This is a genomic window from Bacillus sp. FSL W8-0645 (assembly GCF_038007905.1).
Classification (GTDB): Bacteria; Bacillota; Bacilli; order Bacillales; family Bacillaceae; genus Bacillus; species Bacillus pumilus.
This window is the reverse complement of the sequence record NZ_JBBOYC010000001.1, coordinates 3007718-3024294: the sequence shown is the minus strand read 5'-3', so window position 1 is coordinate 3024294 and position 16577 is coordinate 3007718. Positions and strand designations below refer to the sequence as shown.

The window sequence follows — 16577 nt, the reverse complement described above, 5'->3', positions numbered from 1 at the left end:
TAATGAGAATCGTTATCAAACGATATGACTACATATAGAATGGATAGGTGAGGTACATGTTCAAAAAATCTTTTTGGTCGTTGTTAGTTGTGCTTTCCATCGTTTTACTTGCAGCTTGCGGCAGCAATAGCAGTGAAGGCAAGTCAGCTAATAAAGAAAAAACAAGAACCGTTGAAAGCGCTATCGGTTCAACTGACAATATTAAGGATAAACCAAAGCGTATTGTGACGCTGTACCAAGGAGCAACCGATGCAGCAGTCGCGATGGGCATTAAACCAGTGGGTGTTGTTGAATCATGGCTTGAGGCACCTACGTATAAATATTTAAGAGATGACTTAAAGGATGTCAAAATTGTTGGGCAGGAAATACAGCCAAACTTAGAGGAAATTGAAAAACTGAACCCAGATTTGATCATTGCATCAAAAGTCCGTCACGAGCAAATTTTTGATCAACTGCAAGAAATCGCTCCAACTGTTGCAACAGAAACAGTGTTCACATTTAAAGATACAGTGAAATTAATGGGTGAAGCGTTAAACCAGCAAGACAAATCAAAAGAATTGCTAACGAAGTGGGATGACCGCGTCGCTGACTTCAAAGAAAAAGCGAAAAAAGACATCAAAAACTGGCCAATGAGTGTGTCTGTAGTGAACTTCCGTGCAGATCATGCTAGAATCTATCAAACTGGATTCGCAGGGTCAATTTTAACAGAGCTAGGCTTTGAAGGACCTAAGAATGTCAAAGATAAAAAGCAAGACATCATTACACTGACAGACAAAGAGAGCATTCCGCAAATGGATGCAGATGTGATCTATTACTTCATGGATGATCAGGATAAAGCGGTTGAAAAAGCATATAAAGAATGGACGAGTCATCCTTTATGGAAGCAGCTTGACGCAGTGAAAGCGAAACAAGTGCATAAAGTCGATGAAATCACTTGGAACATGGGCGGAGGTATTATCGCTGCAAACATGATGCTTGATGATATTGATGATCGTCTCGGAATTGATAAATAAGGATAACAGAGGAGAAAATGTGAAAAACCATTTTCTCCTTTTTCCATAACAGATTGAAAGCGGGAATCAGATGAGAAGTTTATTAAAAAAGGATTCGAGCAAGGCGCTGCTGTTTGCTGGATTCGTCGTATTGATGGTGGTCTTTTTTATACTCAGCATTTCTCTTGGGCAAACCTCGATTTCCCTCAAAGCCACCATCCATGCGTTTCTTCATTTTGATGAATCGGATCCAAACAGTGTCATTGTCATGACATCCAGATTATCAAGAGCTTTAATTGCAACAGTTGTTGGATCAAGTCTAGCGATTTCAGGTGCATTGATGCAGGCATTAACGAGAAATCCGCTTGCAGCGCCAGATTTGTTAGGAATTAATGCAGGTGGACTATTTTTTATCGTCATTTCGATTGTTTTCTTTTCAACAGAGTCATTAACAGGCTATATGTGGACAGCCTTTTTAGGTGCGGCAATTGCAGGGATGCTCGTTTTTCTTTTGGGCTCCATTGGAAGAGATGGATTGACACCGGTCAAAATTGTCCTTGCAGGTGCGGCGATATCTGCACTGTTTGCGTCCTTTACACAAGGTCTTTTAATCGTGAATGAACAGTCGATTCAAAGCATCCTGTTCTGGATGGCGGGTTCAGTGTCTGGAAGAAGCATTGATATGCTGCTGCCTGTTTTGCCTTATATTTTAGGTGCGACAGTTGTGGCGCTGCTTCTTGGACGCTCCATCAATGTCCTTTTGTCAGGAGATGATATTGCAAAGGGGCTTGGTCAGCGTACCCTGGTGCTGAAAATCACGATGGGGGTACTCGTCGTCTTTTTAGCGGGTGGTTCCGTCGCTGTCGCAGGATCGATTGGGTTTGTTGGTTTTCTAGTGCCGCATATTGTGAAAAAGCTTGTCGGACCTGACCACCGCTGGGTACTGCCGTATTGTGCCGTTGTGGGGGCGTCGCTTTTACTTGTCGCAGACCTTGCGGCTCGTTTTCTGATCATGCCGCAGGAAGTACCGATTGGTGTCATGACGGCGGTAGCAGGAGCGCCTCTATTTGTTTATCTCGTGCGCAAGGGGTTGAAGACAGGTGGCTAAAACATATACAGTGCGTTCAAAGGGCGGGCGCATTTCATTTCAATTTTCAAAGCGGACGTTTTTGATTTTACTTTTATTGACGGCCATTGCTTTTGGGTTATTTATTCTCAGTCTCTGTATGGGCAGCCGATTTATTTCGCCTGTGGATGTGCTTCTTCATATAATCGGTCAGGGAGAGGGAAATACTTTTGTGCTCAATACACTGAGGATTCCAAGAACACTGCTGGCTGTCTTAGTGGGGGCCGCGCTTGCGGTATCAGGGCTTATTTTGCAAGGTTTAATTCGCAATCCGCTTGCATCGCCTGACATCATTGGGATTACTAGTGGTGCTTCGTTCGGTGCGATTATGTTTATTGTTTTTTGGATGGGCACTGTGCCTATTGCGTATCAATCCTTATGGGCGATTGCAGGGGCGTTTGCTGTCTCTTGTCTGATTTATTTGCTTTCATGGAAAAAAGGGGTCAAGCCGATTACACTTGTCCTAATGGGGATCGGAATTTCTGCCATTATGAAGGCATGTGTGACATTTACTCTTGTTCTTAGTGATACGATGACGACGACAAAGTCATATATTTGGCTGACGGGCAGTTTATATGGTTCTACGATGAAGGACGTCACGTCGATGCTTCCTTGGATCATGATCATTTTACCGATTGTCATGGTGTTAGCAAGAACGATGAATGTGAAGGAGCTTGGAGATGATCTCGCAACAGGTCTCGGGGTGAAAGTGCAGGCAAAACGATTATTCTTTCTGCTGATGAGTGTGACATTGGCGGGGATTGCCGTTGCTTTTGCTGGCGGTATTGAATTCGTTGGACTCATGGCGCCGCATGTTGCACGGATGATCATCGGCCGTTCGTTCATTGCGCTGGTCCCGGCATCTGCGCTTGTTGGAAGTATTCTCGTGATGCTCGCAGATTTAGTTGCTAGAACGGCTTTTCTACCGTTAGATGTACCAGCAGGTGTATTCACGGCCGCAATTGGGGCACCGTTCTTTATTTATTTGTTATACCAGCAGAGAAATCGATAAACAAAAGATGGAGGTTTTGATATGAGGCCAGAGTGGGTTGAGAGAGAATTACTTGATTTCGGGGTACACATCACAAATGAACCAATGACATCTGATCGCACACTTGCTGCGCTTTTTTCAGAAGCATCTGTCCTGCGTTTATTAGAGGCTGAAAAGGAAGCTATGCATGCACCGAATTTAGCTGTAGCGGCGTCGATGTTTTCAAAGCGTTATGCCTACTTAGCCGTCAGTTCCTCTTTGTACATGATGACGCTGTATGACGGTGTCTATCAGTTTCCACCAGAGGCATGTGTCTTTAGAGAGGATCGGAAAATTGAAATTGATGAGTCATTGTGTTCATTTGTTCCATTAGAAGGAGATCGGTATGAATGGAGAGAGCAGGTTGTGCATGCGCTGTTTACGGAGTGTGTCACACCTCTTTTAGATGTACTGAAGCGTACGTCAAGACTTCCGTATACCATTTTGTGGGAGAATATAGCGGTTCGTATCAATTCTCTTTATCGCAGCATGATGCGGGAGGCTGAAGACCCTGCGATGAAGCAGCGCGTGCGGGAGGATTATCTGTATCTGAAGCAAGCAGCTGGTGATGTATTCGGAGCAAAACAAAATCCATTTCATCAAAGCTTAAACTTAGATGACAGTTTACTAGAAACATCCAACCGAAAGACTTGCTGTATGTATTATAAGCTCGAGAAAAAATCGGAGAGTCTCGATTATTGTCTTGTCTGTCCTCTTGATAAAAAGAAAGGCACTGCTTGTTCGTAGCAGTGCCTTTCTTTTTTATTCCCAAATCTCACTTGCCCATTCTGGGTGATCGATAAAGGGATTGCGGTTGTTCTGGTATGTTTGATAAATGATCTCGTTGCGGTTCCGTTCGATTTGATCGACAGGATCTTGTTTGTGCCACTTGAGAAGTACGGACATTTTGCCGTGAAGAGGGGCGCTACCATTATTCACTTTGTCGTTTAATTCTAAATCTGGAAAGCGGTCATCTCCTTCGTACCGCACCGCCATATAAAAGAGCATTCTTGCCACATCCCCTTTCACCCGGCTATGAGGTTCGAATGAGTCGCTATCGTAGAAGTTGCCCGGCGCTCCCTTGTATTCATTTCCGCCCAGATCAAAATCTAAATTTCCTCGTGTGCTATTCGTTTGCACGTCTGTTGCTCGCAGATGATGGAGATCTGTACCTGGGCCTTGGCTTGTCCCAAAATTGCCGTGTGACTTAGCCCAGACATGCTCCCGGTTCCACTGGCCAACATTTCCGCCATTCGATTGCTTTGAGCGAGAGACACCGCTATAGAGCAAGAGCACGTTGTTTGGATTTTTTGGATCTTCATCTGTTTTCTTTAAGGCATCCCAAACTTGGCTGTAGGATAGCTGCTTATGATGATCAATAATATCGTGTAAAGCTTTCTTTAAAGCGGGGCCTGATTTGCCATTAGCAGATTGATAATAGGAATCGATTTGACTTGCAGCGGCTATTTTTGCTTGTTGTGCAGATGTTTCGTTTTGAAGCTGTAACGGGGAAAATGTGATGGTTTGGCTCGGTTCATTCAGAGTAAAGCTTTGAGCATTCGCAGCTTGCGGCAGTGGGGCGGCTAACGTACCGAATATCATGATTCCGGCAGCCACAGTTCCAAATAAGGTTCTCTTCATTCGATTTCCTCCTTGATAGGGAATGTATTCTCTTTATTTCTATCATAATGCCAGAAAGAAATAAATGGATTTCTCGTAAATTTTATGTAATGAGTTCATAGGAAAAGAGATTGCTATTTTATCAGCATTACTGTATAAGTGGGCATATAGGATGACAGCAAGGGAAAGGATGGATAACGTGAAAGAACTGCAAATACCTTCAAGAACGATTATGACACCAGGACCTGTTGAAGTAGATCCCAGGGTGCTCCGTGTAATGAGTACGCCCATTCTCGGTCAATTTGATCCAGCATTTACACATATTATGAATGAGACGATGACCTTATTGCGGTCCCTTTTCCAAACAGAAAATGAATGGGCTTTTCCAATTGACGGCACGTCTCGTTCAGGGCTTGAAGCTGTGCTTGCCAGTGTTATTGAGCCGGGAGATTCAATGCTTGTGCCTGTTTTTGGCCGGTTCGGTCATCTTCTCATTGAAATAGGACAGCGCTATGGTGCTGAGGTACATACAATGGAATGTGAATGGGGAACCGTTTTTGACCCTAGCGATATCATTCAGGAAATGAAGCAGATCAGGCCTAAAATCGTTGCGATGGTCCATGGTGAAACATCCACCGGACGAATGCAGCCGCTTGAGCAAATTGGTGAAGAGTGCCGAGCACTGGATGCATTGTTCATTGTAGACGCTGTAGCAACCATTGGCGGGGTCCAGGTGAAAGTGGACGAATGGAAGATTGATGCGGCAATTGGTGGTACGCAGAAGTGCTTGTCAGTTCCATCAGGTATGTCACCTATCACGTATAATGAACGGGTGGCAGCTGTCGTTGAATCGAGAAAGAAAGTGGAAAAGGGAATTGCGACTCAGGATGAATTGCAAGAGCAAATGGATATTTCTCCAATTAAAAGCAATTACTTTGATCTCAGCCAGCTCCAGGATTATTGGAGCCCTAGGCGATTAAATCATCATACAGAAGCGACAACGATGCTCTATGCACTTCGTGAAGGGGTTCGTGTTGTGCTGGAAGAAGGTCTGTCTGAGCGTTTCCAAAGGCACGCATTTCACGAGAAAGCCTTGATGAAAGGCCTTGAAGCGATGGGACTTGAATTGTTCGGTGATCCACATTGTAAAATGCCAGTTGTGACATGTATTGAAATTCCAAGTGGTATGGATGGAGAAGCGGTACGTGCCGATCTGCTTAAGCATTTTGGTATTGAAATTGCCAGCTCCTTTGGACCGCTAGCCGGACGTATATGGAGAATTGGCACAATGGGCTATAGCTGCCGAAAAGAAAATGTGCTGTTTGTGTTAGCAGGGCTGGAAGCAATTCTAATCAAACACGGTGCATCTATCCATTGCGGCGCAGGGCTTCAGGCGGCTCTTTCTATCTATGAACAAGATGAATAAAGTCAGACGGATACTCGCTATTTGCGGGTATTTTTTTATTTGGAAAAGAAAACTAAATTTTGAAAAACTAGACTTATAGACAGTGATATCGCTATACTGAAGAAGTTCTGATCATTTTTGTCATCATTTTCATTTATTTTGCAGAAAGAGGTTTTTTGATATGAAGAAAATGGGCAGATTATATATTTTGATGCTCAATATTTTTATTGCCATGCTTGGGTTTGGCCTCATTGTCCCTGTCATGCCAAGTTACATTGAAGCCTTTGGCGCAACTGGAAAAACACTCGGTTTTCTTGTCGCTGCAACTGGTCTTACACAGTTTGCTTTATCGCCGGTTGCAGGCGCATTGACCGATCGATTTGGACGTAGAAAATTGATCATTGCCGGGATTGCCGGCTTTACCATTGCCCAGTTTATTTTTGCATTTGCAGATCAGCTTTGGATGCTGTTTGTGTCTCGGTTTTTAGGTGGTGCAGCCGGGGCTTTACTCATGCCAGCCATGTTTGCATACATCGCTGATATCACAAGTGAGAAGGATCGAGGGAAAGGAATGGGGCTATTTAGTGCAGCAATGACGTTAGGCTTTGTCATTGGACCAGGCGTAGGCGGCTATTTGGTCGAGTACGGAATCGCTTTTCCTTTTCTCATTGCAGGTTCCTTTGCAGCTCTTTCTACCCTATTATCCATCCTGTTTTTACCTGAAACATTAACAAAGGAAAAGCAGGAAGAAGCACGGTTAAACAAAGACATTCATTTCAACCCGTTTGTACAAATGATGCAAGCTTTAAAGACATCGTACGGTTTTTTGTTTATATTGGCGTTTGTCCTCAATTTTGGCATCATTCATTTTGAATCGATTTTTGGCTTATATGTAGACCAAAAACATGGATTTACACCGAAGGATATTGCGTTTGTGATTACGGTTGCGGGTCTTGCTGGCGTGCTTGTCCAAGGTGCGTTGGTGAATGCCTGTGTGAAACGATTTGGTGAAATGCGCGTCGTGCGTTATGCACTGCTAGGAGCGGCTTTGATGCTCATCGTCTGCCGTGTTGCGCCGTCCTTTTGGCTGATCTTTGCAGGCTCTATTTTATTTTTGTCGGCTACTTCATTTGTTCGTCCAGCCCTCAATACATTGCTGTCCAAAATGGCAGGTAATCAGCAAGGAGTAGCGGGCGGCCTCAATACATCATTTATGAGCCTTGCCAATATTGTCGGACCGAGCCTTGCGGGGATTTTATTTGATGTGAATATCGAGTTTCCTTTTATGCTCGGAACACTGGTGCTTTGCATAAGCTTCATTGCATCCATCGTGTGGGGAAAAAAAGTGCAGCATCCTTCTGCAATTTCTTAAAATTCAATTATAAAAAACCGATCAGCACAGATGGAACTGACCCCGTAAGATGAGACAAATAAAAAACACCTTCAAGTTTGAAAATGGATCGTTGTGATCCGAAATAAAACATGGAGGTGTTTTTTCTATGGGGACAAGAGTGAGTTATCCGGTTGAAGTCAAACAGAAGGCTGTAGAAATGAGATTGGCAGGCGTACCTATGAAAGAGATCATGCAGAAATTGAATATCAAGAATAAGACGCAGGTTCAGACATGGGTGAGGTGGCATAAAGCTGGGGATACACACCGGTTCGAACAGCCTGTTGGAAAACAATATACCTATGGAAAGGGTCCCGAGTACTCTTCCGAATTAGAGAGACTGCAGGCAGAAAATCGCTATTTGAGTCAACAGAATGAAGTTTTAAAAAAGTACAACGAATTGGAAAGGAAGTTGATAAGGAAACGTCAATCAAACTGGTAGAAGAATTTCACAAAACGATGACGGTACTGGACATCTGTGTCCATTTAGGCGTCTCACGCGCTTCGTATTATAGATGGAAAAAGAATCTGACTCAGAATCATTCTAAAAGACAACTAGAGAAACAGATCGGCACGTTGTGCCGAAAGCACAAATATCGATATGGTTATCGAAAAATCACAGCCATACTAAAAAGGAGAATGCATATTAACCATAAAACTGTTCAACGTATCATGCAGAAAAACCAGTGGCAATGCCGGGTTAAAATGAAAAAGCGTAAGAAGAATGGGCAGCCCTATGCCGTGGCCGGTAATATACTGGATCGGAACTTTCAGTCTGATCGCCCTCTTGAAAAACTAGTAACGGACATCACGTATTTGCCTTATGGACAGAAACAATTGTACCTTTCCAGTATATTGGATTTATATAATGGAGAAGTGATTGCTTTTACGATTGGTGATAAGCAGGACACAGACTTTATCTTAAACACACTTAATCAGCTCCCAGCACTGCCTGAGAATTGCGTGTTACATAGCGATCAAGGTTCTGTGTATACATCTTACGAGTATCAGAAAGCTGTTCATATAAAAGGCATTACCATGAGCATGTCCCGTAAAGGGACGCCCGCTGATAATGCCTCCATCGAATCGTTTCATTCCTCACTAAAGTCTGAAACGTTCTATCTTAACAGGATTGACCGCACTACGACCAACATCGTAGAACGCACTGTCAAAGAATACATTTATTATTATAACAACATTCGTATTCAAACGAAACTAAACAACCAATCACCGATAAACTATCGGCAATTGGCTGTATAAAGGTGTTTTGATCCCTGTCTCAAAAACGGGGGTCAGTCCCGATGGATCGGTTTTTTTATAATGGTCATCACCTTTTATATGTCACGACAGGTGATTTTTCTTTATGAAGTGCACGAATCATGGCATCATCTACATGCAAATGCTCTTTCACTAATTGAGGAGGGGTTAAGGCCATCCACTGGTTCAACGAAATATCTGCAAAGCGATCACTTTTAAAAATTTCTAAAAACCAAAGGCTCGTTTGGCCGATATTTTGGATGTAATGTCCCATACCAAAAGGAACATATCCAACATCACCTGCTCTGTAATTAAAGGTGCGGGCAGTGCCCCCAGCTCCAAAGACCGTCATTTTGGCTGTACCGGTTAAATAGTATTGCCACTCATCATTATTAGGGTGCCAGTGCATTTCTCTCATGCCGCCAGGCTTTACTTCAACAAGCGCAGCTGCAATGGTTTTTGAAACCGGGAAATTTCGTGAATCGACGATGCGGACAGTTCCACCAGAGGTCGTCAGCGGTTTTTGGCGAAGCAGCTGGTACGTAAATGACGGCTCGATACTTCCGTATGGATCAGATACCGTTTGGCTTTCTAATGATGCTGGCGGAGAGCCTTGAAACATGTAGCGCTGCTTATTCGGAATATCATCAAACAGCTTCTCAGGAACGCCAAAATTGTCGGAGAGAATGTTTTTCGGTGTATGGGCAAACCAGTCTGTGATGGTGAACGTATCAAATTCAGAAAAAGCGCCATCATCAAAGACTAAAAGAAATTCACACCCGTCCTCAAGTCCTTGAATGGAGTGCGGAATACCTGGGGGGAAATACCATAAATCTCCTTCTGCTACATCAGCGATCATATTTCGCCCTTCTGCATCTACAGAGGTGATGCGGGCTTTTCCTAAAATCATATACGCCCATTCAGCCTGCTTATGCCAATGAAGCTCTCGCACTCCGCCTCGAGTCAGCCGCATGTTGACACCCGCAATCGTTGTGGAAACAGGCAGCTCTCGCTTCGTAATTTCTCTCGACCAGCCGCCATGATTCAAATGCATATGTGTATCGGAATATGAAAATTTCAAATTGGGAATGGTTCCGGCATCTGTTTTAGGTGGAACAAGCATATCCGGGTTCTCAATATCTCGAAGGACGTCCCGCGGGCCTAGATCGGTGGCACCAGCACCATCCTCTCGAATTGGCTGCGGGATGTGACGCAGCTCATCATCCATTTATCATCCCTCCTTGTGTATCACATTTCTCCTCCAAACTATATGAAGCTTCGGAAGAAAACATTCAATCAGGATGGGGTGAAAGAAGCATCTGAATACGTAATGCTAAGCGCAGCCTTAATGTGGTTTCAGGGTCTTTTAAGCGGATCCGAAGCAGCTTCTCACACTTCTCCAATCGATAAATGACCGTGTTGCGATGAATAGACAAACGTTTTGCTGTTTCTGAAATGTGGCAATGCGTTTCTAAATAGACAGATAAGGTGTGGAGGAGATTTTGACCGGCTTCATATAACGGGTGAAGGTGCATCTGGTGAAACGTGACTAAGTCCTTTCTTGGAATAAGCTTTAATAAATCTGGCACATCCTTTGCCTGATAGAACTGAATATATTCCGACTGCGCCGAGAGATGTCCGGCTTGAAGCGCTTCTAATGCTTCACTATAGCCCTCAGACAGATGGGTGATGCGACAACTAGTCAAGCTCGCGCCAAAGGAAATGGTGTGATTTACTTGAATGCTAACGAGCATCTGCAGCTGTTTCAAAAAAGAAAGGAGCCTTTCACTCATCTCTGACCAACTGCTCGTCTCTTCCATTAATACAATGCCCATATCACCTTTGACAAATAAAAAGGAAGGGAAAGGAGAGCTTGGAAGTGCGCTGTCGAGCAGATCAACGACTTGTTCTAACATCAGTTGCTGCTTCAAAAAATGAGTGTTCTCATGATACTGATCAAGCTGACAGATCATACATAGATAGCTGCTATCTACATTTAATCCAAACGCCTTCGCAATGTATGCAGCGTCTTGCTGAGAATACGATGAACCGTCTATCCATCTGCGAAACCCTTCATTTCTGGCACGCTTGGCCGTTTGCTGGGCAGTATATTGTCTCATTCGCGCAATCGAGATTTCGTGTACTGCTTGTTCAATGATGGCTTGCAGTGTTTCATCCAGCGGAAGAATGAAGGAAGGGATGACCACATACTCGCATGTTTGTTCGGTTAGATCAATCGGAAAGACAGAAAAGGTTTGCTTCGTATCTATTATCGAAAAATAATGGGGTATCCTGCTTTGGAAAAAGGAGAGAATGCGAATCCAATCTGGGCTCGTGATGTGCGAGTTGCAGAGAAGACGCCCATGCTGGTTACACAAATAGACAGGCTTGTGAATCCTTTCGGCGATTTTTTGCAATGCTTCAAAATGGTTATCGTCTATGTTCATATCCACTAAGTCTCCTTTATTGAGAACTTAAGTTCTTGGTGAAGATGAATAAATAAATGGACAATCACTGTTCACTTCTCTGATATATATTATGTTATCAGCTCACATCATTTTAGATAGAATGTTGTCAACTAATATGACAAACAGAACTCATAATAAAATCACATACCATCAGTCATCTTCATTCAGAATTACCGGCAAATATGATATGTTGTAGACAGAAGAATTTCTTTCAGAAATATGGGTATCCCAAGAGAAAAAGGCTTTCATGTGAGGAAGCCGTCTATACATGAAAGTGGCAAGAGGTGAGAAACATGATTTATATCGGATTAACTGGCTGGGGAGACCATGACAGTCTTTATCCGCCGAAAATCGGCAGCGCGCAAAAGCTGTTTCACTATTCGTCTACGTTTCCCATTGTGGAGCTGGATGCCAGCTTTTATGCAGTTCAGCCTGAACGTAATCATGAAAAGTGGATCAAGGATACGCCAGATACCTTTCAATTTGTCGTGAAAGCATATCAAGGAATGACTGGTCATCAGAGGGGCGAAATTCCGTTTACTTCGAAGGAAGAGATGTTTGACGCATTTATCCTTTCATTGACTCCGCTCATTCGTGAAGGGAAACTAGCCATGGTTCTATTTCAATTTCCACCATGGTTTGATTGCAAAAAAGAGCACGTCCTTTATTTAAGATGGTGTAAAGAGAAGATGGGGGACATTCCATGTGCCCTTGAATTCCGTAACCGCACATGGTTCTCAGATGAATTTTATGAGCAGACCTTGTCCTTTATGGAAAAAGAAGGATGGATTCATTCTGTCTGTGATGAGCCGCAAGTTGGAGAAGGCTCTATTCCGCCAGTCATACAAGCTACGCACCGTGATAAAACTTTGGTCCGTTTTCACGGAAGAAATAAACAGGGCTGGCTTCACCCAGCAGATCATGAAAATTGGCGTGAAGTGCGCTACTTATATTTATATAATGAAGCTGAATTAAAAGAGTGGAAAAAGAATCTCGACATCCTGCATCAGCAATCAAAAGATGTCTATGTCGTGTTTAATAATAACTCCGGCGGAGATGCAGCGGCGAATGGCCAGCAGATGATTGATTTGCTGGATATTACGTATTCAAGCCTTTCTCCGAAGCAGTTAGATTTATTTAGTTAAATGAGAGCTGCGGCTTTCAATTTGAATGAGACGGTTCAGTGACAACTTGAGGGAGAGATCAACATGCTGCAGAAGCTATGGTTATATCATACAAACGACTTGCACAGCCACTTTGAGAACTGGCCAAAAATCGCAGCTTATATTGAGGAAAAGCGTCAAGTTCACGATCAGATGCTCTTGTTTGATATTGGCGATCATATGGACCGAGTGAACCTTGTGTCAGAAGCTGATTATGGAAAGGTAAACGTCAAGCTTCTCAATCAACTTGGCTATGATGGGGTCACGATTGGGAATAATGAAGGCATTACGCTGCCTCATGATCAGCTCGATCAATTATACGAGCATGCACAATTTCCAGTGATCCTGTCTAATTTATTTGAGAAAGGCAAAAGGCCAGCGTGGGCAAAGCCCTATCATATGATCCAAATGGAAAATGGACTGAAAATATGTCTCTTAGGCGTGACCATTGCGTATACACCCGTCTATGAAAAGCTGGGCTGGGAGATGACAGATCCGTTTGAGAGCATACGGGACATGCTGCAGGAAGTGAAGGGACAAGCGGATATCATTGTGCTCTTATCCCATCTTGGTATCATCCATGATCGGGAGGTCGCCCGTGATTTTCCAGACATCGATATTATCCTAGGCTCACACACGCATCATTTGTTAGAACAGGGTGAAATGGACAATGGGGTACTGCTTGCATGCGCTGAAAAGTATGGGCATTATATTGGCTGTGTCGAGCTGACCATTGACACAGCGAGCAAAGAGTTAATCGAGAAAAAAGCAACGGTGCAGTCAGTGGATCAGCTGAACAGTGAATCAGATGAAGCCATCACTACCTTACAGCAAGCAGAGAGAAGAGCAAAAGCCCTCATGCAGGAAAAAGTAACCGCGATTGAATCAAGGCTAGAAACGAAGTGGTTTGATGAATCCCCGCTTCCGCAGCTCTTAACAGATGCCATTAAAGATTGGTGCGGGGCAGATATCGGCATGATGAATGCAGGCATGGTGCTTGATTCATTAGAGGCAGGAATCGTGACAAGAGAAGAAGTCCATCGAATCTGCCCGCATCCCATTAACCCAATTAGGGTGACGCTTTCCGGTCAACAGCTCATCGAAACCGTTCGGCGTGCATGTGAAGAAAAAATGGAACAGCTACGCATCAAGGGCTTTGGCTTTAGAGGTGAACTGATGGGGAAAATGTTGTATAGCGGCCTCACTTATACAGTAGAAGAAGGCGAAACCAAACGGGTAAAGGATGTTTTTGTGCACGATCAATTGATCAGAAAAGACGCCTTATATACGGTTGGCACAGTCGATATGTATACATTAGGCTCTCTATTTCCTCATATCCGTGACCATGAACACATTGAATATTTCATGCCGGAATTTTTACGTGATGTGCTTACTTGGCGCCTGAAGGAAGCCACATGAAATCCGCTTTAGCCTAACAACACTCGCCCTCTTGTCACATAGATTGTGATGAGAGGAGTGAGGGATTTGGTGAATTTAACACCTATAACAATCGATGGACATTCCTTTACAGCCGTCACCGTCAAACTGCCGAAAACGAATTTTATGGCAGTGACAAATGAACATGGATATATCATGTGCGGTGCACTGGATGTCGGGCTCTTAAATGAAAAGCTTGCAGATAGAGGCATTATCGCAGGGAGAGCAGTTGGTGTGAGAACGATTGAGCAATTGCTTGATGCCCCTTTAGAATCTGTGACATACGCTGCAGAAGCGTTAGGCATTACAGCTGGAACCATTGGAAGAGACGCCTTATTAAAAATGGTCAAATAAAATGGAGAGATGATTCCTATCCCCCCGCCTGTCTGCATACACTTGTAGTGGAGAAGGGGGGATTTTTTATTGAGAATGAACCGCCGCTATCGCCCCTATAAAAAGGGCCCTTTGCCATTCCGATACGTCATGCTGCTTGCCATCTTATTCTTTGTACTCTCAACCGTCATTAGTCTATTTTTTATTAACCGCTCCATTAAACCAACCCTTATTCACATTGCTGAACTAGAAACAGAACGTATCGCCAATCATCTGATTCAATATTCCGTCCAAGACTTTGCAGAAGATCAGGAGAATATGAAGGATATGGTGGTCATGAATACAAGTGAGAACGGAAAAGTAACGACCATCGATTTTAATGCGCAGGCAACATCGAAAGCAATGGCTGACCTGTCACGTCATCTTCAAAAAAATTTAGAGGACATTGAAAAGGGGAACTTTCAAAAAGAGGCAAAAGAAGCATTAAAGGATCAAACAGATGGACATGATGGCATTATATATAACATTCCGCTTGGGCAAGCGTCCGGAAATGCACTCATCGCCAACCTAGGACCAAAAGTGCCTGTACGGTTTAGTGTCATTGGTGATCCGCATACGGACGTTGAAAAAAACATTAAGCCTTATGGCATCAACAATGCCTTGATTGATATTAGTGTTCTAATCGAGGTCAAGGTGAGAGTCATTATCCCGTTTGCATCTGAAACAATCGTGGTCAAAAACTCAGTTCCCGTCTCCATACAAGCCGTTCAAGGAGACGTACCAGATTATTACAATGGCAGCGGAACGAACTCAGGCGCTCCATCGATTGTTCTCCCAGAGAAAAAGGAGAAGAAAGAATAACAGCCCAAGGAATGATTGGGCTGTTTTTTGATGTGCAGTCATTGTAAATAAAAACCTCATTCACTACTTGATTCCATATGGATGAATGTGTCATGATCAATTTTAATTGTTATTAGGGGGAGCAGCTTTATGAAGAAACTTTATGTAAGTGGTATTTGTTTTTTGGTTTTTGCCATAGTATTTAGTGCTAAATATATCACAGCATCCATTTTACTGCTCAGAAATGAAAGTTTAAGTATCGATATTTTTAGAGGTATGTTTGACATGATTCCATTGGAAGTAACCGTTGTGTATGTCATTTTTCTCATCATGGGAATTCTATTTTTAATTTTAGGTTTGAAGGAGAAAAATGAGCAGTAACTTGCTTAGACATGAAAAAGGAGAAGAGTGCGAAAACGCTAAACTTCTCCTTTTCTTTAATGTCGTTTCCGCTCAGCTCTTTCCCACGCCCTTAAATGAGGGTATGGATCAAAAGACCATTCAGTTCTGCCATTGTCTTTATACATGCCATAGTGAAGATGCGGTGGAAATTTTCCTGCTGTGCCTGGAGGGCCATAACCGGAGCTTCCGACAGATCCAATGACCTGTCCGGGTTCAACAATTTGACCTGCTTTGAGTCCTTTTGCAAAGCCATTTAAATGAGCGAAGTAATGATAATGGTTATGAATATCTCGAATCCCAATCCGCCAGCCGCCAAAGCGGTTCCAGCCTTTCATTTCAATCACACCATACGATGTCGCACGAACGGGAAGTCCATAATGGGCAAATAAATCCGTACCCTCATGAATTCTTCGGCCTCCAAATCCTCTTGCATCTCCCCATGTACTCCGGTAGCTGTAGTCAGCTCCGACTGGAAGAGGGAAAGCGTGCTTTCCGAGGTCAAGATGACCATAGTGCTGATATAGCTTCATAAAAGATGAAATGATTCCAACGGTTTGATCTCGTCCATAATAGTCCCATAAAGCAATTTTTAATTGATCAATGCTGTTGCCGTAATGAAGCAAGTATTGAGCAAACGTGAATAATACATCCTCATCGTCATCGCTGTTCGCTTTTCCATCCCCGTTTCCATCAAGTCCAATTCCATCAAACACTTTAATGCTTAAAGGAGAGGTATCCTGCTTATTCGGGTTTTCAGGGCCGATCCACATTTCCCGGGGAATGTAGATACCAATGACGCCTTTTTGTTTCGGTAAATCTCTTCTGCTTTTTCGAATATTGTGCTCATACTGATCAACCGCAGCAAGTACATACCATGGAACCTGTGTCGTGATGGCGACTTTTTCGTATAGTGCCATTCGCTGCTTTAGTACATCTGGCTGCTTGCCTTCCCCTTGTGCATGAACAGGTAAAGGGAGCATTGAAAGAGCGATCATGATGGCTAAAACCACTTTCACAAACGTCCATCTCCTTTCATCAAGCATCGTCTTCTACCGTTTAGTGTGGTTAGATCACCCTATTTCATAAGAAGAAAATGTTAGTAATTTTCTTGTGA

16 protein-coding genes are annotated in these 16577 nt (G+C 43.4%); 12 read left to right on the top strand and 4 right to left on the bottom strand.

Features of this window, described 5'->3' with window-relative positions; genetic code table 11:
- The first annotated feature begins 56 nt into the window (after positions 1–56).
- The 4 genes from NST39_RS15665 to NST39_RS15650 all read left to right on the top strand — a co-directional run bounded on the left by NST39_RS15665 (position 57) and on the right by NST39_RS15650 (position 3895).
- The gene (locus NST39_RS15665) at positions 57–1013 is read left to right on the top strand and encodes an ABC transporter substrate-binding protein (RefSeq protein ID WP_226803994.1); all 957 of its coding nucleotides are present in this window, start codon (positions 57–59) and stop codon (positions 1011–1013) included.
- A gap of 70 nt (positions 1014–1083) precedes the next feature.
- Positions 1084–2100: a FecCD family ABC transporter permease gene (locus NST39_RS15660; RefSeq protein WP_065098069.1), complete on the top strand. Its 1017-nt coding sequence runs from the start codon at positions 1084–1086 to the stop codon at positions 2098–2100.
- Positions 2093–3130 (top strand): FecCD family ABC transporter permease, encoded by a 1038-nt coding sequence (locus tag NST39_RS15655; protein WP_003212627.1) that lies wholly within the window; start codon positions 2093–2095, stop codon positions 3128–3130. Before NST39_RS15660 ends, NST39_RS15655 begins: the two co-directional genes overlap by 8 nt.
- A gap of 21 nt (positions 3131–3151) precedes the next feature.
- Positions 3152–3895: an IucA/IucC family C-terminal-domain containing protein gene (locus tag NST39_RS15650; RefSeq protein WP_341029141.1), complete on the top strand. Its 744-nt coding sequence runs from the start codon at positions 3152–3154 to the stop codon at positions 3893–3895.
- Positions 3896–3910: 15 nt separating this feature from the next.
- On the opposite strand, the gene NST39_RS15645 is transcribed toward NST39_RS15650, so the two are convergent.
- Positions 3911–4789: an endonuclease I family protein gene (locus NST39_RS15645; protein ID WP_341029140.1), complete on the bottom strand. Its 879-nt coding sequence runs from the start codon at positions 4787–4789 to the stop codon at positions 3911–3913.
- Positions 4790–4958: 169 nt separating this feature from the next.
- Here NST39_RS15645 and NST39_RS15640 point away from each other — a divergent pair, with 169 nt between their 5' ends.
- The 3 genes from NST39_RS15640 to NST39_RS15630 all read left to right on the top strand — a co-directional run bounded on the left by NST39_RS15640 (position 4959) and on the right by NST39_RS15630 (position 8823).
- Positions 4959–6194: a pyridoxal-phosphate-dependent aminotransferase family protein gene (locus NST39_RS15640; RefSeq protein ID WP_341029984.1), complete on the top strand. Its 1236-nt coding sequence runs from the start codon at positions 4959–4961 to the stop codon at positions 6192–6194.
- A gap of 160 nt (positions 6195–6354) precedes the next feature.
- A complete protein-coding gene (locus NST39_RS15635; RefSeq protein ID WP_065098072.1) occupies positions 6355–7545 on the top strand; it encodes an MFS transporter in 1191 nt (396 codons plus the stop codon).
- A 127-nt stretch (positions 7546–7672) separates the two neighbouring features.
- Positions 7673–8823 (top strand): IS3 family transposase gene (locus tag NST39_RS15630; RefSeq protein ID WP_341026768.1). Its coding sequence is split into 2 segments (ribosomal slippage): positions 7673–7946 and positions 7946–8823, totalling 1152 coding nucleotides; the frame shifts between segments, so codons are not numbered across the junction.
- A gap of 67 nt (positions 8824–8890) precedes the next feature.
- Here NST39_RS15630 and NST39_RS15625 read toward each other — a convergent pair.
- Both NST39_RS15625 and NST39_RS15620 read right to left on the bottom strand, forming a co-directional pair.
- On the bottom strand, positions 8891–10048 hold the full coding sequence (locus NST39_RS15625; RefSeq protein ID WP_185106789.1) for an oxalate decarboxylase family bicupin: 1158 nt from the start codon (positions 10046–10048) through the stop codon (positions 8891–8893).
- Between the two features lie 64 nt (positions 10049–10112).
- Positions 10113–11267 carry a PucR family transcriptional regulator gene (locus NST39_RS15620; protein WP_341029137.1) on the bottom strand — a complete coding sequence of 385 codons (1155 nt, stop codon included), beginning with the start codon at positions 11265–11267 and terminating at the stop codon, positions 10113–10115.
- A gap of 314 nt (positions 11268–11581) precedes the next feature.
- On the opposite strand from NST39_RS15620, the gene NST39_RS15615 reads away from it, so the two are divergent.
- The 5 genes from NST39_RS15615 to NST39_RS15595 all read left to right on the top strand — a co-directional run bounded on the left by NST39_RS15615 (position 11582) and on the right by NST39_RS15595 (position 15442).
- Positions 11582–12433 (top strand): DUF72 domain-containing protein, encoded by an 852-nt coding sequence (locus NST39_RS15615; protein ID WP_044140858.1) that lies wholly within the window; start codon positions 11582–11584, stop codon positions 12431–12433.
- A 63-nt stretch (positions 12434–12496) separates the two neighbouring features.
- The gene (locus tag NST39_RS15610) at positions 12497–13870 is read left to right on the top strand and encodes a bifunctional metallophosphatase/5'-nucleotidase (RefSeq protein WP_341029133.1); all 1374 of its coding nucleotides are present in this window, start codon (positions 12497–12499) and stop codon (positions 13868–13870) included.
- Between the two features lie 66 nt (positions 13871–13936).
- On the top strand, positions 13937–14242 hold the full coding sequence (locus tag NST39_RS15605) for a YunC family protein (RefSeq protein WP_012011159.1): 306 nt from the start codon (positions 13937–13939) through the stop codon (positions 14240–14242).
- Positions 14243–14317: 75 nt separating this feature from the next.
- Complete coding sequence (gene yunB, locus NST39_RS15600) at positions 14318–15082, top strand: sporulation protein YunB (protein WP_044140941.1); 765 nt, start codon at positions 14318–14320, stop codon at positions 15080–15082.
- A 129-nt stretch (positions 15083–15211) separates the two neighbouring features.
- The gene (locus NST39_RS15595) at positions 15212–15442 is read left to right on the top strand and encodes a hypothetical protein (protein ID WP_341029132.1); all 231 of its coding nucleotides are present in this window, start codon (positions 15212–15214) and stop codon (positions 15440–15442) included.
- Between the two features lie 56 nt (positions 15443–15498).
- Here the strand turns inward: NST39_RS15595 and NST39_RS15590 are convergent, their stop codons facing one another.
- On the bottom strand, positions 15499–16443 hold the full coding sequence (locus NST39_RS15590) for a M23 family metallopeptidase (RefSeq protein ID WP_223250688.1): 945 nt from the start codon (positions 16441–16443) through the stop codon (positions 15499–15501).
- Positions 16444–16577 lie beyond the last annotated feature (134 nt).